At 72.7% G+C, this 17782-nt stretch carries 11 protein-coding genes; 5 read left to right on the top strand and 6 right to left on the bottom strand.

Annotated features, from left to right (window positions below; translation table 11 throughout):
* Positions 1-141: 141 nt before the first annotated feature.
* Positions 142-570 carry an Rv3235 family protein gene (locus ACF1CT_RS22725; protein ID WP_391785729.1) on the bottom strand — a complete coding sequence of 143 codons (429 nt, stop codon included), beginning with the start codon at positions 568-570 and terminating at the stop codon, positions 142-144.
* Between the two features lie 290 nt (positions 571-860).
* Between ACF1CT_RS22725 and ACF1CT_RS22720 the strand changes: the two genes are divergently transcribed.
* Together ACF1CT_RS22720 and ACF1CT_RS22715 are read left to right on the top strand one after the other, a co-directional pair.
* Complete coding sequence (locus tag ACF1CT_RS22720) at positions 861-1367, top strand: DUF6912 family protein (RefSeq protein WP_391785728.1); 507 nt, start codon at positions 861-863, stop codon at positions 1365-1367.
* 234 nt (positions 1368-1601) lie between these two features.
* On the top strand, positions 1602-2273 hold the full coding sequence (locus tag ACF1CT_RS22715) for an HAD family hydrolase (protein WP_391785727.1): 672 nt from the start codon (positions 1602-1604) through the stop codon (positions 2271-2273).
* Between the two features lie 31 nt (positions 2274-2304).
* Here the strand turns inward: ACF1CT_RS22715 and ACF1CT_RS22710 are convergent, their stop codons facing one another.
* Positions 2305-2874 (bottom strand): DJ-1/PfpI family protein, encoded by a 570-nt coding sequence (locus ACF1CT_RS22710; RefSeq protein ID WP_391785726.1) that lies wholly within the window; start codon positions 2872-2874, stop codon positions 2305-2307.
* A 390-nt stretch (positions 2875-3264) separates the two neighbouring features.
* On the opposite strand from ACF1CT_RS22710, the gene ACF1CT_RS22705 reads away from it, so the two are divergent.
* A complete protein-coding gene (locus ACF1CT_RS22705) occupies positions 3265-8277 on the top strand; it encodes an NAD-glutamate dehydrogenase (RefSeq protein WP_391785725.1) in 5013 nt (1670 codons plus the stop codon).
* Positions 8278-8511: 234 nt separating this feature from the next.
* On the opposite strand, the gene ACF1CT_RS22700 is transcribed toward ACF1CT_RS22705, so the two are convergent.
* The 3 genes from ACF1CT_RS22700 to ACF1CT_RS22690 form a co-directional block, all read right to left on the bottom strand.
* A complete protein-coding gene (locus ACF1CT_RS22700; protein WP_391785724.1) occupies positions 8512-8772 on the bottom strand; it encodes a hypothetical protein in 261 nt (86 codons plus the stop codon).
* A gap of 195 nt (positions 8773-8967) precedes the next feature.
* Complete coding sequence (locus ACF1CT_RS22695; protein WP_391785723.1) at positions 8968-9774, bottom strand: ABC transporter ATP-binding protein; 807 nt, start codon at positions 9772-9774, stop codon at positions 8968-8970.
* Complete coding sequence (locus tag ACF1CT_RS22690; RefSeq protein ID WP_391785722.1) at positions 9767-10708, bottom strand: ABC transporter permease; 942 nt, start codon at positions 10706-10708, stop codon at positions 9767-9769. The genes ACF1CT_RS22695 and ACF1CT_RS22690 overlap by 8 nt, the downstream gene beginning before the upstream one ends.
* Positions 10709-10946: 238 nt before the next feature.
* Here ACF1CT_RS22690 and ACF1CT_RS22685 point away from each other — a divergent pair, with 238 nt between their 5' ends.
* Positions 10947-11552, top strand: a complete 606-nt coding sequence (locus ACF1CT_RS22685) for a TetR/AcrR family transcriptional regulator (protein ID WP_391785721.1) — start codon at positions 10947-10949, stop codon at positions 11550-11552.
* A gap of 173 nt (positions 11553-11725) precedes the next feature.
* Here the strand turns inward: ACF1CT_RS22685 and ACF1CT_RS22680 are convergent, their stop codons facing one another.
* Entirely contained in the window at positions 11726-15241 is a 3516-nt protein-coding gene (locus tag ACF1CT_RS22680) for a CDP-glycerol glycerophosphotransferase family protein (protein ID WP_391785720.1), read from the bottom strand.
* A 372-nt stretch (positions 15242-15613) separates the two neighbouring features.
* On the opposite strand from ACF1CT_RS22680, the gene ACF1CT_RS22675 reads away from it, so the two are divergent.
* A complete protein-coding gene (locus tag ACF1CT_RS22675; protein ID WP_391785719.1) occupies positions 15614-17728 on the top strand; it encodes a CDP-glycerol glycerophosphotransferase family protein in 2115 nt (704 codons plus the stop codon).
* Positions 17729-17782 lie beyond the last annotated feature (54 nt).

Below are 17782 nucleotides of genomic sequence, written 5' to 3'. Positions count from 1 at the left end.
ACCCCGCCCTCCTTGCTCCGCCCCGCGCTCCTTCCGGGCGCGGTCCGGCTCGTCCCAGCCTTTCCGTCGGACCGCGTCGGACCGTGTCGGGCCTCCTCCGGTTTCGGGCTCAGGCGTTCCGTCCCGGACGGCGCGGGGTGTTCATCGGGGCGCGGTCGCGTGCAGCCTCTCGTCGCCCAGTTCCACCGCCGCGCAGCGCCAGCGCAGGTCCCTGCCCTGTTCCAGACGGAAGGCGATGGCCCGCACCTGTTCGCCCGCCGCGATGCTCGCGCACGCCTCCACCACGCCCGGGACGGGCTGGGCGCCGTGGCACATGCGGATCACCGGGCGGGCCCCGCGGCCCCTGAGCGGGGTGCGCGGTGCCAGTTCGGCGAGTTGGTCGTACGCGTCGCCGATGGTGTGCCCGAGCATCCAGTGCACCGGGCGCTGGCCGCTGAGAACGGCAAGCAGACGTTCGGCGAACCACTGATGGGGGCGGACGCGTCGGGGCCCCCTCGTGCGCTGCGGCGGGACGGTCTCGGGCCTGCCGCGGTCGTGCCGTCCGACGGGTCGGGTCCTGTTCGTGCTCATCGCGCATCGCCCCCGTGCTTCCGAGGCCCGGCTCGATACCGGGCAGTAACTTCTGGTGGGGATCTTCTACGGCGGCAGGAAGGCGCTCGCAAGCACCGGTGTGCCCCCGGAGAGGGGCGGGGTGAATCACCTATCCGGGTGACAGGGGTGGTGCGCCGCGGAGGGCACGGCGGGCGCGGGCAGGGTGAGAGGCGGTCGCCGGGTGGACGGGCCGGGCCGGGTGCGCGTAGCCCCAAAGGGGGACGTCGCACGTATCCTGAGGGCGTTTCCGACTACGAAAGCGGCAAGCCATGCGCGTGTACGTCCCTCTGACCCTCTCCGGTCTCGCAGCGGCGCATCGGGCGGGCGAGATCGGCCCCGGCCCGCTGACCGCCTACGCGGTGACGCCCGGGCTGCGCGAGTGGTACGTCTCCGACGACATCGAGGAACTGGAGTACGCGGCGCTCAACCGGGCCGCCGCCGCCTCGCTGCGGCTGATCGCCGGGGACCCCGGGGTCGTCCGGCGGCGGGTCGTCGTCGCCGTCGACGTACCGGACGGTGCGGCCGTGGCCGACCCGGACCGCAGCCTCGACGCCTCGTCGCTCGGGGAGGTGCGGATCGCGTCCTCCGTTGCCCTGGCCGAGGCCGCCTCGGTGCACGTCGACGCGGACGACGCGGAGAAGGACGTCAGCGCGGCGGCGGCGGCGCTGGGCGCGGCGGACCACGGTGACGACGACGCCCAGTTCACCGTGGACGGTGCCGAGGACCACGAACTGCTGTGGTTCGGTATCCAGGAGATCCCGAACCTGATCGGCTGAGAGCCTTGTCGGGTGACCTTCGACCGGAAGGCGGACGCGGCATGGCGCGTGCGGTTCCCAGGCGCCGGGAGGGCCCGGTGGCGGAGCTGCTCGGTCCTTTCGGCAACGCCGGAAGCGTGCGTGCCAGGACGTGACCGCCCGGTCAGAGGTCACCCGACAGGCTCTGAGGCCTGAGCGGAGCTCCGGGGACGACCCGTACCTCCCTCGGAGCCCGGAGCGGTACATTTCTCCGTCATGGGGACGCACGGGAAGCACCGCACGCATCTGGTCTGGGACTGGAACGGCACTCTGCTCGACGACAACGCAGCGGTGATCGGCGCGACGAACGCCGCCTTCGGCGAGGTGGGCCTGGAGCCGATCACGCTGGACCAGTACCGCGAGACGTACTGCGTCCCGATACCCCGCTTCTACGAGCGGCTGATGGGCAGGCTGCCCACGGACGCCGAATGGGAGCGGATGGACACGGTCTTCCACCGGCACTACACCGAGCGGCGCGCCGCCTGCGGACTCACCGAAGGCGCCGCGGACCTGCTCTCGCGGTGGCGACTGGCCGGCGGGAGCCAGTCGCTGTTGAGCATGTACGGCCATGACCAGCTGGTCCCCGTGGTGCGGGGGTACGGCATCGAACGGCACTTCCTGCGGGTCGACGGGCGCACCGGCCCGTCCGGCGGCAGCAAGGCGCGGCACATGGAACGGCACATCGCCGCGCTGGACGGCGTCTCCCCGGAGCGCACCGTGGTCATCGGCGACGCCGTGGACGACGCCGTGGCCGCGGCCCATGTCGGTGCGCGGGCCGTTCTCTACACCGGGGGATCGCACAGCAGGTCCAGCCTGGAGGCGGCGGGGGTGCCCGTGGTCGACAGCCTGGCCGAGGCCACGGACCTGGCCAGGCGCATGGCCGAATGACGCGGGTGCCCGGGGTGCCCCACGGGTGCCGTCAGGTGGTCACCGGGGCCTTCGCGCGGAGCACCTTCAGGAACTCGCGCATCCACGCCGAGTGGTCCGGCCAGGCACGGGAGGAGACCAGTACGCCGTCGACGACCGCCTCGTGGTCCTCGAAGGCGGCGCCCGCCGCCTGCATGTCCGGCTCCAGCGCGGGATACGCGGTGACGCGCCGACCGGTCAGCGCGTCGACCGCCGCCGTCATCAGCGGGCCGTGGCAGATCTGGGCGACCGGCCGGTCCGAGTCGAAGAACGCCTTGAGGATCTTGCGCAGCTCGGGGTCGTTGCGCAGGTACTCGGGTGCGCGGCCGCCCGGCACGACCACGGCGACGTAGTCCTCCGGGGCGACCTCGGAGAAGGCGAGGTCGGCGGGCCAGGTGTAGCCGGGCTTCTCGGTGTACGTGTCGAAGCCCGGTTCGAAGTCGTGGACCACGAAGCGGAGGGTCTTGCGGGCGGGAGCCGCGATGTGGACGTCGTACCCCTCCTCGCGCAGCCGCTGATAGGGATAGAGGACTTCCAGGGACTCGGCTGCGTCGCCGGTGACGATCAGGATCTTCGGTGCCATGGCGGGGCTCCCACGGTTCGTCGGCCTGTTCCGATTACCAGAGTGCGGCAACACGGGCCGACGCGCTGTCCAGAGTGTCAAACTTCCGGACCGTCTTTTGTACACATGCGGCTCGTGACGGTTATGGGTGGTGTCGAGATAGCCTGGACCCCGTGATCAGCGCGATACGCCTCGGGGGCAGCGAAGCCCCCGGCCTGCGCCCGGAGTGCGACAGCACCCGGGCCGCGACTGATCCTCTCCATCCGGGACGAGCGTCAAAAATGGCCCATATGGCCCCCGGAATCTCTCGAAGCGGCATAGCGTCGAACCTGACCGGAAACCCCGTGTCGTGGCGGTACGTCGCTGTTTACACCTACGTCACGCAACGGCGCGCGACAGGAGCCAGAGGACATGCAGACCAAGCTGGACGAAGCCAAGGCCGAGCTGCTCGCACGGGCCGCCAAGGTAGCTGACAACAGCCCGGGCGGTGGTGTCGGTGGCCCGGGCGGTGCCCCGCGGGTGCGCGTAGCAGCCGCAGGGACCGAGCAGGAACGTCCCGGCCAGGACACCGTCCTCGCCTACCTCCAGCGCTACTACCTGCACACCGCCCCGGAGGACATCGGCAGCCGCGACCCCGTCGACGTCTTCGGCGCCGCCTCCTCCCACTTCCGGCTCGCGGAGAACCGTCCGCAGGGCACGGCGAACGTCCGGGTGCACACCCCGACCGTCGAGGAGAACGGCTGGACGTGCAGCCACTCCGTCGTCGAGGTCGTCACCGACGACATGCCGTTCCTCGTCGACTCCGTCACCAACGAGCTGTCCCGACAGGGCCGCGGCATCCATGTCGTGATCCATCCGCAGGTCGTCGTCCGCCGCGACGTCACCGGCAAGCTCATCGAGGTCCTCACCGAGGGCAACGGCCTCCCGACGACCCCGCAGGGCCGGAAGGCCGCCAAGGCGTCCAGGGCCGCCGGGGCCGAGCTGCCGCACGACGCGCTCGTCGAGTCCTGGATCCACGTCGAGATCGACCGCGAGACCGACCGCTCCGACCTCCAGCAGATCGCCGCCGACCTGCTGCGGGTGCTCTCCGACGTGCGGGAGGCCGTCGAGGACTGGGGCAAGATGCGCGAGGCCGCGCTGCGCATCGCCGACGACCTGCCCGGCGAGCCGCTCGACGACCTCGGTGACGAAGAGGTCGACGAGGCGAGGGAGCTGCTGCGCTGGCTGGCGGCCGACCACTTCACCTTCCTGGGCTACCGCGAGTACGAGCTGAAGGACGACGACGCCCTCGCCGCCGTTCCCGGTACCGGCCTCGGCATCCTGCGCTCCGACCCGCACCACAGCGTCGACGAGGCCCACCCGGTCAGCCCGTCCTTCGACCGGCTGCCCGCCGACGTCCGGGCCAAGGCCCGCGAACACCGGCTCCTCGTCCTCACCAAGGCCAACAGCCGGGCGACCGTCCACCGCCCCAGCTACCTCGACTACGTCGGCGTGAAGAAGTTCGACGCCGACGGCAACGTCGTCGGGGAGCGCCGCTTCCTCGGCCTGTTCTCGTCCGCCGCCTACACCGAGTCGGTGCGCCGGGTGCCCGTCGTCCGCCGCAAGGTCGCCGAGGTGCTGGAGGGCGCGGGCTTCTCGCCCAACAGCCACGACGGCCGCGACCTGGTCCAGATCCTGGAGACCTACCCGCGCGACGAGCTGTTCCAGACGCCCGTCGACCAGCTCCGCTCCATCGTCACCTCCGTGCTGTACCTCCAGGAGCGCCGCCGGCTGCGGCTCTACCTGCGCCAGGACGAGTACGGGCGCTACTACTCCGCCCTCGTCTACCTGCCGCGCGACCGCTACACCACCGGTGTGCGGCTGCGGCTGATCGACATCCTCAAGGAGGAACTGGGCGGCATCAGCGTCGACTTCACCGCCTGGAACACCGAGTCGATCCTCTCCCGGCTGCACTTCGTCGTCCGGGTCGCACCGGGCACCGAGCTGCCGCACCTCACCGACGCGGAGGCCGACCGCATCGAGGCCCGGCTCGTCGAGGCCGCCCGTTCCTGGGCCGACGGCTTCCAGGAGGCGCTCACCGCCGAGTGCGGCGAGGAGCGCGCCGCCGAGCTGCTGCGCCAGTACGGCCACTCGTTCGCCGAGGGCTACAAGGCCGACCACTCGCCGCGCGCCGCCGTGTCCGACCTGGTCCACCTCGAAGCGCTCAAGAAGGACGGGAAGGACTTCGCCCTCAGCCTGTACGAGCCGGTCGGCGCCGGTCCCGGCGAGCGCCGCTTCAAGATCTACCGCACGGGTGAGCAGGTCTCCCTCTCCGCGGTCCTGCCCGCCCTGCAACGGCTCGGCGTCGAGGTCGTCGACGAACGCCCGTACGAGCTGCGCTGCGCGGACCGCACCCACGCCTGGATCTACGACTTCGGGCTGCGGATGCCGCAGACCAACGGCAGCGGCAACTACCTCGCCGACGACGCCCGCGACCGGTTCCAGGACGCCTTCGCGGCAGTGTGGACCGGCGCCGCCGAGAACGACGGCTTCAACGCGCTGGTGCTCGGCGCCGGTCTGAGCTGGCGCCAGGCGATGGTGCTGCGCGCCTACGCGAAGTACCTGCGGCAGGCCGGTTCGACCTTCAGCCAGGACTACATGGAGAGCACTCTCCGCAACAACGTCCACACCACCCGGCTGCTGGTCTCCCTCTTCGAGGCCCGGATGGCACCGGAGCGGCAGAGCGCCGGCACCGAGCTGACCGACGGGCTCCTGGAGGAGCTGGACGGGGCCCTGGACCAGGTCGCCTCGCTCGACGAGGACCGCATCCTGCGCTCCTTCCTCACCGTCATCAAGGCCACCCTGCGCACCAACTTCTTCCAGACGGAGGAGGACGGCACGCCGCACGGCTACGTCTCGATGAAGTTCGACCCGCAGTCCATCCCGGACCTGCCGGCGCCCCGCCCGGCGTTCGAGATCTGGGTCTACTCGCCGCGCGTCGAGGGCGTGCACCTGCGCTTCGGCAAGGTCGCCCGAGGCGGCCTGCGCTGGTCGGACCGGCGGGAGGACTTCCGGACGGAGATCCTCGGCCTGGTCAAGGCGCAGATGGTGAAGAACACCGTCATCGTGCCGGTCGGCGCCAAGGGCGGCTTCGTCGCCAAGCAGCTCCCGGACCCGGCCGTCGACCGCGATGCCTGGATGGCCGAGGGCATCGCCTCGTACCGCACCTTCATCTCGGCGCTGCTCGACATCACCGACAACATGGTGGCCGGTGAGGTCGTGCCGCCCAAGGAGGTCGTCCGGCACGACGAGGACGACACCTACCTGGTCGTCGCCGCGGACAAGGGCACCGCGAAGTTCTCCGACATCGCCAACGAGGTCGCGGTCTCCTACGGCTTCTGGCTCGGCGACGCGTTCGCCTCCGGAGGCTCCGCCGGTTACGACCACAAGGGCATGGGCATCACCGCCCGCGGCGCCTGGGAGTCCGTCAAGCGGCACTTCCGCGAACTCGGCCACGACACCCAGACCCAGGACTTCACCGTCGTCGGCGTCGGCGACATGTCGGGTGACGTGTTCGGCAACGGCATGCTGCTCTCCGAGCACATCCGCCTGGTCGCCGCCTTCGACCACCGGCACATCTTCATCGACCCCACCCCGGACGCCGCCACCTCGTACGCCGAGCGGCGCCGCCTCTTCGACCTGCCGCGCAGTTCCTGGGCCGACTACGACAAGGACCTGCTCTCCGCGGGCGGTGGCGTCCACCCGCGCACCGCCAAGTCGATCCCGGTCAACGCACACGTCCGGGAGGTGCTCGGCATCGAGCCCGGCATCACCAAGATGACGCCCGCCGAGCTGATGCAGACCATCCTCAGGGCCCCCGTCGACCTGCTCTGGAACGGCGGCATCGGCACGTACATCAAGTCGTCCGCCGAATCGAACGCGGACGTCGGCGACAAGGCCAACGACCCGATCCGGGTCAACGGCCAGGACCTGCGGGCCAAGGTCGTCGGCGAGGGCGGCAACCTCGGCGCCACGCAGCTCGGCCGGATCGAGTTCGCCCGGGGCGGCGGCCGGATCAACACCGACGCGATCGACAACAGTGCCGGTGTGGACACCTCCGACCACGAGGTGAACATCAAGATCCTGCTCAACGGCCTCGTCCGGGACGGTGACATGACCGTCAAGCAGCGCAACAAGCTGCTCGCCGACATGACCGACGAGATCGGCCGCCTGGTGCTGCGCAACAACTACGCGCAGAACGTGGCGCTCGCCAACGCCACCGCCCAGTCGGCCTCCCTGCTCCACGCCCACCAGCGCTTCATGCGCCGACTGGGCCGCGACGGGGACCTGGACCGCGGGCTGGAGTTCCTGCCCAACGACCGGCAGATCCGCGAACTGCTGAACGGTGGCAAGGGCCTGAGCCAGCCGGAACTGGCCGTGCTGCTCGCCTACACCAAGATCACGGCGGCCCGGGACCTGATCCGGACCAGCCTGCCGGACGACCCGCACCTGCAGACGCTGCTGCACGCCTACTTCCCGCAGCAACTGCGCGAGCGGTTCCCCGAGGCGGTCGACGGGCACGCGCTGCGCCGGGAGATCATCACCACGGTGCTGGTCAACGACACCGTGAACTCCGGTGGTTCGAGCTTCCTGCACCGGTTCCGGGAGGAGACCGGCGCGTCCATCGAGGAGATCGTGCGGGCGCAGTTCGCGGCCCGCGAGATCTTCGGTCTGGGCCAGGTGTGGGACGCGGTCGAGGCACTCGACAACGAGGTCGCCGCCGATGTGCAGACCCAGATCCGGCTGCACTCGCGCCGGCTCGTCGAGCGCGGCACCCGCTGGCTGCTCGGCAACCGGCCGCAGCCGCTGGCGATCGCCGAGACGATCGGCTTCTTCAAGGCGGGCGTCGAGCAGGTCTGGGCCGAGCTGCCCAAGATGCTCCAGGGCGCCGACCTGGAGTGGTACCAGTCGATCCTGGACGAGCTGACCGAGGCGGGCGTCCCCGGCGAGCTGGCCCAGCGGGTCGCCGGATTCTCCTCCGCCTTCCCGGCGCTGGACATCGTGGCGATCGCCGAGCGCACCGGCAAGGCTCCGCTCGCCGTCGCCGAGGTGTACTACGACCTCGCGGACCGGCTGGGCATCACCCAGCTGATGGACCGGATCATCGAACTGCCGCGGGCCGACCGCTGGCAGTCCATGGCCCGCGCCTCCATCCGTGAGGACCTGTACGCGGCGCACGCCGCGCTCACCGGGGACGTGCTGTCCGTGGGCAACGGGACCTCGACACCTCAGGAGCGGTTCGAGGCGTGGGAGGAGAAGAACGCGGCGATCCTCAGCCGGTCGCGTTCCACCCTTGAGGAGATCCGGGGCTCGGACGCGTTCGACCTGGCGAACCTGTCGGTGGCCATGCGGACGATGCGGACGCTGCTGCGCACGCACGCCTGAGAGCCGGTCGGAGATCACCCGACAGGCTCCGAGGGCCCGCCGGGGATTGTGGGACAGCCCTTGACGAGGGCTCGACGGGGCGGGGCGGACACCGGGGTTCCGGTGGCCGTCCCGCCCCCCTCACGTTGTCGCGAGGCCGCGGGGCCCGGTGGCGGTCCCGGCCCTCGTTGCGGGGAGCCGCGGGCGGCGCCGCGGGCGGCGCCGCGGGCGCGAGGGCCCGGCCCGGGGCGTGCGTCAGAACACGCGGGTCTCGGCCGCCGCGGACGGTGGGGGCGGTCGGCGGCGCTGCCACTCCTGGGCCAGCTCGGTCGGGAAGCGGCGGCCGCTGCGGGACAGCACCACGCCCTCGGCAAGCTGGAGTTCGTCGCCGCCGCGGAACTGCCGCCCGGCCGTGCCGAGTTCCCGCCAGGGCCCCGGGCCGGACTTCCCCGCCGTCGGGCGCCACGTCGTGCCGTAGGTGCTGCGGTCGCGGACGTGGACGATGCCGCCGGTCACCGCAGTTCGACATGGGCGCGGCTCAGCCCGGCCGTCCGCTGCTCCGTGACCAGTCCGTGCATGGCGATGCCGACCACCGGCACCAGGTGATATCCGCGCCTGCGGGGCGGGCGCGGTGGCCGGCGTCTCCCCGCACCGGGAACCGGCGGCCCGGGTGGTGTGCGAGCGGCGGGCGTCGTCCGCCCGCCGCCCCGCTCACTTCCCCCGGGAGTTGAACTTCTCGTACGCGGCCACCACCTCGGCCGCCGGTCCGTCCATCCGCAGAGTCCCCGCCTCCAGCCAGATCGCCCGTTCACAGGTGTCGGTGATCGACCTGTTGCTGTGGCTGACCAGGAAGACCGTGCCCGCCTCCTTGCGCAGCTCGATGATCCGCTCCGCGCTGCGCCGCTGGAACTTGGCGTCACCGGTGGACAGCGCCTCGTCGATCAGCAGGACGTCGTGGCTCTTGGCCGCGGCGATCGAGAACCGCAGCCGGGCACCCATGCCGGAGGAGTACGTCCGCATCGGCAGCGTGATGAAGTCGCCCTTCTCGTTGATGCCGGAGAAGTCGACGATGTCCTGGTAGCGCTCGCGGATCTCCTCGCGCGACATGCCCATCGCGAGGCCGCCGAGCACCACGTTGCGCTCCCCGGTCAGATCGCCCATCAGCGCCGCGTTCACGCCCAGCAGCGACGGCTGGCCCTGGGTGAGCACCCGGCCCTTCGTCACGGGCAGCAGGCCGGCGATCGCCTTCAGCAACGTCGACTTGCCCGAACCGTTGGAGCCGATCAGGCCGATGGCCTCGCCCCGGTACGCGACGAAGCTCACCCCCTTCACGGCGTGCACCTCGCGCACTCCGGGGGCCTGCCGGCGCGAGACGATCCGGCTCAGTGCCGAGGTGGCGCTGCCCTTGCCGGTGCGGGCGCCGTTGACCTTGTAGGTGATGTGCACCTCGTTCGCGACGACGGTCGGCACCCGCTCGTCGGTGCCGGTCCCGCCGGTGTTGCCGTTCTGCTCAGCCACGTCCGTACCGCTCCTCCGCCTGCCAGAAGTACACGAAACCGCCGACGCCGCACACGACCGCCCAGCCCGCGGCGATCACCCAGACGTGCGGCGGCAGATGGGAGGCGCCGAAGCTGTCGATGAGGGCGAACCGCATCAGGTCGATGAAGACGGCGGCCGGGTTGCACTCCAGCATCACCACCACGTAGTGCGGGACCCGGTCGCCCTTGAGCATCTGGTCGACGCTCCACATGACGCCCGAGGCGTACATCCAGGTGCGCAGGATGAACGGCGTCAGCTGGGCGATGTCCGGGGTCCGGGCGGTCAGCCGGGCCACCGCCATGGAGACGCCGGTGTTGAACAGGGCCTGGAGGAGCAGCGCCGGTATCGCCAGCAGCCAGGACGGCTTGGGGAACTGCCCGAACCCCACAAGGATCACCACCAGGGCGCCCAGCGAGAACAGCAACTGCTGGAGCTGCTGGAGGGCCAGCGCGATCGGCAGCGAGGCGCGCGGGAAGTGCAGCGCCCGGACCAGCCCGATGTTGCCGGTGATCGCGCGGGTGCCCGCGGTGATCGAGCTGCTGGTGAAGGTCCAGATGAACACGCCGGTGACGAGGAACGGGATGAAGTCCTCGACGTTGCGCTTGGTGTTCATCAGCACGCCGAAGATGAAGTAGTAGACCGTCGCGTTCAGCAGCGGGGTCATGATCTGCCAGATCTGGCCGAGCTTCGCCTGGCTGTACTGGGCGGTCAGCTTCGCCGTGGCGAACGCCGTGATGAAGTGCCGCCGGTCCCACAGCTGCCGGACGTAGGAGCTCAGCGAGGGCCGGGCCCCGCTCATGGTCAGCCCGTGCCGGGCGGCGAGCGCGTCGAGCTCACCGGGGGCGTAGGCCGGGAGATGCGCGGGCGCGGGGGTGTCGGCCGGGGCCGCTGGGGTTGTTGTCTGGCTCACCACGATCGCTTTCGACGGCAGGGCTGGAACGCGGGACACGGGACGGCCGGAGGAACGGAATCGCCGACGCAACGGACCCCCGAAGGAACGGAACCTCGACGGGGCGGAGCCCCGGCGGGACGGGATCGCCGACGGAGACGGATACCTTCGACGGGACGGGACCGTATCGTCGCAACGCCGAGAGTAGGCCGCGAGCGCGTCGCAACGCAACCGTTTCGTCGTGACGGACTATGATTCGGCCATGACCACCGACCCGGGAACCCGCCGCCGCGCCCCCGCCGGGGCCGCCGTGCTCCGCGAGGACGTCACCGACGCGATCCGCAGCGCGGTCTTCGAGGAACTGGCCGCGGTGGGCTTCGCGCGGATGTCGATCGAGGGCATCGCCCGGCGGGCGGGTGTCGGCAAGACCGCCGTCTACCGGCGCTGGAAGTCCAAGCTGGCGCTGGTGCTCGACCTGGTCTCCGCCGTCGCCGTCCAGGGCGTGCCGGCCCCGGCCACCGGTTCGCTGCACGGGGACGTCCGCGCCGTGCTGGAGCTCGCCTCCTACGCCCTGCGTCACCCGGTCGCCTCGCAGGTCATCCCGGACCTGCTGGTGGAGGCGGTCCGCAGCCCGGAGATCGCCGACACGATCAAGGCCGCACTGCTGGACCCGCAGCAGGGCATCGCCGCCGTCGTCGTGCGCGACGCGGTGGCGCGCGGCGAACTGCCCGAGGGCAGCGACCCGGACCGGGCGCTGGACCTGATCGTCGGCCCGCTCTACTGGCGCCTCGCGGTGGTCCGCACCCCGCTGCCCCGGGGCTACCTCGACGACCTGGCCACCTCGGCGGTCGCGGCACTCAGAAGCTGAGAGGCTGTCGGATGGCCTTCGGCCGCCCGGCCGGAGGCCGCCCGACAGCCTCTGAGGCGGCCGCGGTCCGGAGGGCTCGGGACCGGCACGGGCCGACCACCGGGGCCGTCCGGTACGGCCGAGGGCTCTCCCGCGCTCCCCGGCCGGCGGCGCGCCGGATCCGGGTACGGGTCCTATCCCTCGGCGAGCAGCCGGTCCGCGACCCGGGCCGCCGCGCGGCCGTCGTCGAGGTCGCAGAAGTCCTGGCGGAAGCTCTCGTAGGCCTGTGCGTACCGGGCCGCCGACGCGGCAAGTGTCCCGGCGTCGCGCAGCACCGCGGCGATGTCGTCGGTGCGGGCGAGCAGCGGGCCCGGGGCCCTGGCCTCGAAGTCCAGGCAGAAGCCGCGCACCGTGTCGCGGTAGTGCGCCAGGTCGTAGCTGTGGAAGAGCATCGGCCGACCGGTGTGCGCGAAGTCGAACATCACCCCCGAGTAGTCCGTCACCAGGACATCGGCGATCAGCAGCAGTTCCGCGGTGTCCGGGTGCGCCGACACGTCGCGCACGCCGTGCTCCTCGGGCACGCTCCCGGTCACCCGGGGGTGGCGTCGGACCAGCAGGGTGTGGCCGTCGCCCTGGGAGCGGGCCAGTGCGGTCAGGTCGAGTGCCGGGTCCCAGCGGTAGCGGGGGCGGGTGTCGTCGCCGCAGGACGGATGGGCCAGGTGGTCGCGGTAGGTCGGCGCGTACAGGACGACCCGGCGGCCGTCCGGGATGCCGAGCCGGCGCCGTACCCGCCCGGCGGTCTTGGCCCGGTCGGCGGAGAACAGCAGGTCGTTGGCGGGGGAGCCCGCCTCCAGGACCTCGCCGCGGTAGCCGAGCGCGCGCCGCAGCACCGGTGTCGAGCGGCGGCTCGGGGAGACCAGGAACGACCACTGGGCCGCCCGGTGCGGCAGTGAGGTGTGGGCGTGGTGGTCGGCGTACAGGGTGCCGCGGAGATCGGAGCCGAAGCGGCCGAGCGGGGTGCCGTGCCAGGTCTGCACGACGGTCTGGCCGGGGCGCCGCTCGAACCATTCGGGCAGCTGACCGGCGGTGACGATCCGGCGGGACCGGGCCAGCGCCTCGTACCAGGCGGTGCTGCGCTCGACGACCGGGGCGGCGGAGGGCGGGACGTGTCCGTGGAGCCCGTCGGTGACCCACAGGTGCTCCGATTCCACGCCCCGGCGCACGAGCTCGGCGTGCACGGCGCGCGGCGAGCCGCCGCCCGTGTAGAGAACGGCGTCCCGCAGCGGCAGCGCGCGCCGCGCCGAGTAGTGCGTGGAGCGCAGTTCGGCCCGGCGGAACGCGCCCCGCTCGGCGACCGGGAGGACCGGACCGGCCCACAGGGTCATCCGGTCGCCGAACCGGCGTTCCAGGGCGAATTCACGGCCGGACGAGAGGGCACCCGTGCCGGGGCGCGCCGGTGGCAGCCGGGCGTCGAGCGTGGCCGGCACCCGGACCGGCCGGCCGCCCAGACTCGCCTCCCAGTGGCCCTCGGGCAGCCCCGCCGCCACCGAGGGTGCCAGGAACGCGGTGAAACGGCGCCCCTCGTGCGCCCCGGCGGTCCTCTCCCCGTACGTCCCCGCGCCCGTGCGCGGCGCGGCGTGGGTCACGGGGACCGTCACCGTCTCGCGCAGCGTCTCGTGCCGCAGGACCAGGCGGGCCGGTCCGTCGCCCTGCCGCCCCCGCGTTCCGGCGCCGGTGACCCCCTCGACCCGCAGCGCGCCCTCCGCCGTCCACACCGCCGTGTCCACGAACGGCTGCCCGCTCAGATCCAGCACCAGTTCGCCCGCCGCGTCGGCCACCACGGGCGGGGCCGAGTCCGGGGCCGCGGCGAGCGGCACCCGTGATCCGTCCGCCATCACCAGCCGCACGCGCCACCGCCCGCCGGGCTCCGGCTCCACCTCGTGCGGTGCCCGGTGCGGTGCCGACGGCGCGGTCGCCATCCCGGCGAGGTCGGCGAGCGGGATCCGCACCGTGAACCGGTCGTCCGCCCGGTACTCGACCGGGTGGCCGAACTCCTGGTCCGGCACCCCGTCGCAGGTCAGCACCACGGCCCTCGGCCGGACCTCCGCGTACACCCGGCCGGTCAGTTCCAGTTCCTCGCCGAAGCGGCGGCCCTCGCACCGGGCGGGCAGCCGGGTCAGGGCAAGCCGGAGCCGTCCGCCCCGGTAGTCGAGCACCGCCCGTCGGCCGTCGCCCAGGTCGTGGACGAGCGGCTGGACGGCCCCCGCCTCCACCGCCCGCACGGCCACCCGGCGGACCGTGCCGTGGGCGGCCACCATGACGCCGACCATCCACTCGCCGTCCCGCAGCCGACGCGGATCGAGGGTCAGCTCGAAGCCGGAGTGCTCGTAACTGTGCAATTCCTGACCGGAGTTGATGGTCGCCTCGGGTGAGGGAACGTTTCGCACCGGCACTGTGCGCAGTTGTCGGCCGTGGACCGAACGCACCATGCCCATCTTCAGCGAGTGCCTCGGCGAGGCGGCCGGCAGATTGCGGACGTACGCGTAGCCGCGCAGCCGCAGCTTCCCGTCGTCGCCCCAACGCGCCCCCAGCAGGCGTGCCACGGCCGGAAGATCGGCGCGGGCGACGCGCGAGAGGTCCGGCAGCCCGGGGAAGCCCGCCTGCCGCAGCCCCGGCATGCCACCGACCGTGAACGTCCCGGAACCGTTGGCCCGTTCGAAGGCCAGCACGGTCAGCAGGTCCGCGAGCCTGCGCTCCCGCACCAGCCGCCACTTGAGCCGCAGTTCCACCGGCAGTTCCTCGACCGCGTCCCGGCCCGGCGCGTCCATCCGTTCCATCCGGTCCAGGAACGCGCCGGCGCCCGCCATGAACGCCTCCCGGTACGCGGGCCCGCCGGTCGCGAGCCCCTCCAGGAAGTACACGAAGTCGTCGCGCAGGCACGACAGGTCGTAACGCCGCCGCGCCCCCGCGTTCGCCCGCCCGCCCCGGCCCGCCAGGAACGCGCTGACCCGCTCGCACATCGCGATCCGGTCCCGGACGCCCCGGACGTCCGTGCGCCGCCGGGTGATCGACCCCTCCCGGACCCGCCAGTAGTAGACGTGCTCGTGCAGCACGTCGACCGAGCCCGCCAGATAGTGCGCCGGGATCATCACCGGCGTGTCCTCGTAGAGCCGCCCCTCCGGGAAGGCGAAGGCGTGCCGGTCCCAGAAGGAGCGGCGGAACACCTTGTTCCAGGCGACCCGGTCGGTCAGCAGCCGGGGATCGCGGCTGATGTGGGTGCGGGCCCGGTCGGCGGTCAGCCAGCGGTACTGCCACGCCTGCTGCCGCCCCCGCTCGTCCAGCCGCCACACGTTGCCGGTCGCGAGGTCGGAGCCGGTCGACTCCAGCGAGGCCAGCATCCGCGCGAAGGCGTCGTGGACGACGACGTCGTCGCTGTCGACGAACGCGAGGTACGGCACGTCCGGCGTGGTGAGCCGCACGCCCGTGTTGCGGGCCGCGCTCAGTCCGGCGTTGTCCTGGCGCACGTAACGGAAGCGCCGGTCACGGGCGGCGAAGTCCTCGGCGATGGCCGTGCTGTCGTCCGTCGAACCGTCGTCGACGAGGACCACCTCGACGTCGCCGACCGACTGCCCGGCCACCGAACGCAGACAATCCTCCAGGTGATCCTCGACGTTGTGGACCGGGACGACGACACTGAGGCGCGGCTTCATGCCCGCTCAACCGGGTCGAACGCCACGGGTCACCGGCACTGCCCCGATCGGGTGAACACACGACACGGACGGACGGTCGCGGGGCCCAGGACCGCTCCCCAGCCCCGCCGCGGAGCACGGGACGGCCCCGACGGCCCGGGAAGCGGAAGAGGGGCGGACCGGCGAGCGGCGCCGGGCGGCGTCGCGTCCGGGGCGGAGGAGGGAGCGAGGGCGGCGCCGTCGCGACCGGCGACCACGCGGGAGCCGGAGCCGCGGGGCCCCGGAGGCCCGCCGCTCCCGCTCCCCGGCGCCGTGACCGGAAGGGTTTGCCGGGCGGCGAGGGCCGGTGAACGGTCACGGGGCGGTACGACGAGGTCGTTATCCTCGACTGCCATGCTCCTCAGCGTCGTCGTCACCGTCCACCGCGCCCAGGGATACCTCAGGGCCACCCTGGAGTCCGTGCTCGGCCAGGGCCCGGACGGACCCGAACTGATCGTCGTCGACGACGCGTCGCGGGACGGCAGCGCCAGGATCGCCGCCGAGTTCGCGGCCCGCGACCCGCGGGTCCGGGTGCTCACCCTCCCCGAACACCGGGGCACCGGTCCGGCCCGCAACGCCGGGGCGGCCGAGGCGCGCGGGCGGTATCTGCTCTTCCTCGACGGCGACGCGCTGCTGCGCCCCGGCGCGCTGGAGGCGATGACCGAGCGGCTGGCCGGGGGCGGACCGGATGTGCTCCTGCTGGGGCACGACCGGGTCGACTGGTGGGGCGAGGTCACCACCCCGGAGCCCGGACCCGGGGACGCCGACGGGGACACCGACGGGGCGGGGCGCGGGCCGACGGTGCCGGAGCGGGGGGCGGTGGGCCGGGAGCGGACGCCGCGAACGGCGTCCGGCCTCGTGCGCGACGCCCTGTCCACCACCGTCCCGCGCCTGTTCCGCCGCTCCCTGTGGACCACGCACGGACTGCGCTTCACCGACGGACCGTACGAGGACGTCCTTCCCGTCCTGCGGGCCGGCCTCCTCGCCGCCGACGCGGGCACCCTCGGCGCCCTCGACCGGATCTGCGTCCGCCACCGCGTGCGTCGCGGGGGCACCTTCGCCACCACCCCCGGTCGCGGCCACTTCGCGGTACTCGACGCCTACGAACGCCTGCGCGCCGAGACCGGCCACGACCCCCGGACCGAGGAGGCCCGCGTCCGCCACCTGAGCGCCGTGCGCGACGACCCGGGCCGGATCGCCCCCGAGGACCGCGCCGCCTTCCACCGCGCCGCCGCCCTTCCCGGCAGCTACGCGTCCCTCCTCGCCCGGGAGACCGCCCGCACCGCCCGCACCCGCGGCCGGGCCGCCCTGCTGGCCCGCAGGAAGACGCTGCGGTCCCGGGTCATGCGGGCCGCCTACCGCACCGACCTGCACCGCCCGCTCAACCCCGGCCTCGCGGTCTACGGGGCCTACTGGAACCGCGGCGTCGCCTGCAACCCGGCCGCCATCCACGCCAAGGCCCTCGAACTCGCCCCGCACGTCCGGGGCGTCTGGGCCGTCTCCTCCCGCCACCTCGACCGCATGCCCCCCGGCGTCCCGTACGTCATCGAGGGCTCCCGCGCCTACTGGCGGGCCATGGCGAGCGCCACCTACCTGATCAACAACTCCAGCTTTCCCGGCGGGTTCACCAAACGTCCCGGCCAGCGCTACCTCCAGACCCATCACGGCACCCCGCTGAAGACCATGGGCCTGGACCAGCGCGCCTACCCCGCCCTCACCCGGGGCGCCGGACTGGAACGGATCGTCGCCCACGCCGACCAGTGGGATCTCTCGCTCTCCGCCAACCCGCACACCACCGAGATCTGGGACCGGGTCTACCCGTCCGGCTACGAGCACCTGAACCTCGGCTACCCGCGCAACGACGTCTACTTCACCGCAGGACCCGAACGAGCCGCCGAGATCCGCCGCCGCCTCGCGATCGGCCCGGACCGCACCGTCCTGCTGTACGCGCCCACCCACCGCGACTACCGCAAGGGCTTCGTCCCCCTGGTCGACCTGGACCGGCTGACCCGCGAACTCGGGCCGCGGTACGTGGTGCTGGTGCGGGCGCACTACTTCTACGGCCGCTCGGCGCGCCTGGGCGACGACGCCCGGGTGCGGGACGTGACCGGGTACCCGTCCGTCGAGGAACTCTGCCTGGCCTCCGACGCGCTGATCACCGACTACTCGTCGCTGATGTTCGACTACGCCTGCCTGGACCGCCCGATCATCACCCACGCCCCGGACTGGGCCGCCTACCGGGCCTCCCGCGGCACCTACTTCGACCTGCTCTCCGGCCGTCCCGGCGACACCCCGGGCGCGGTCACCACCACCGACGACGAACTGCTGGAGGCGCTGCGCGGCGGCGAGTGGCGCTCGGCGGAGGCGGCCCGGCTGCGGACCGCGTTCCGGGAGCGCTTCTGCCCGTACGACGACGGGCACGCCGCCGAGCGCGTGGTGCGGCGGCTGTTCCTGGACGAGGGCACGTGAAGGCCGTCCCGTGCTCTCCGAACGGCGGTGCGTAAGCACGCCGCGGCCGATGTC

This window comes from Streptomyces sp. NPDC014734 (assembly GCF_043083325.1).
Lineage (GTDB): Bacteria > Actinomycetota > Actinomycetes > Streptomycetales > Streptomycetaceae > Streptomyces.
The sequence above is the reverse complement of the archived record's forward strand: the minus strand, read 5'-3'. Positions and strand labels throughout refer to the sequence as shown.

Excerpts from the sequence above, each read along its gene's own strand:
- ACF1CT_RS22710 (WP_391785726.1), bottom strand. The coding sequence starts at position 2,874 with ATGGCACCGAAGATCCTGATCGTCACCGGCGACGCAGCCGAGTCCCTG.
- ACF1CT_RS22680 (WP_391785720.1), bottom strand. The coding sequence starts at position 15,241 with ATGAAGCCGCGCCTCAGTGTCGTCGTCCCGGTCCACAACGTCGAGGAT.
- ACF1CT_RS22720 (WP_391785728.1), top strand. The coding sequence starts at position 861 with ATGCGCGTGTACGTCCCTCTGACCCTCTCCGGTCTCGCAGCGGCGCAT.
- ACF1CT_RS22705 (WP_391785725.1), top strand. The coding sequence starts at position 3,265 with ATGCAGACCAAGCTGGACGAAGCCAAGGCCGAGCTGCTCGCACGGGCC.
- ACF1CT_RS22675 (WP_391785719.1), top strand. The coding sequence starts at position 15,614 with ATGCTCCTCAGCGTCGTCGTCACCGTCCACCGCGCCCAGGGATACCTC.
- ACF1CT_RS22725 (WP_391785729.1), bottom strand. The coding sequence starts at position 570 with ATGAGCACGAACAGGACCCGACCCGTCGGACGGCACGACCGCGGCAGG.
- ACF1CT_RS22715 (WP_391785727.1), top strand. The coding sequence starts at position 1,602 with ATGGGGACGCACGGGAAGCACCGCACGCATCTGGTCTGGGACTGGAAC.
- ACF1CT_RS22685 (WP_391785721.1), top strand. The coding sequence starts at position 10,947 with ATGACCACCGACCCGGGAACCCGCCGCCGCGCCCCCGCCGGGGCCGCC.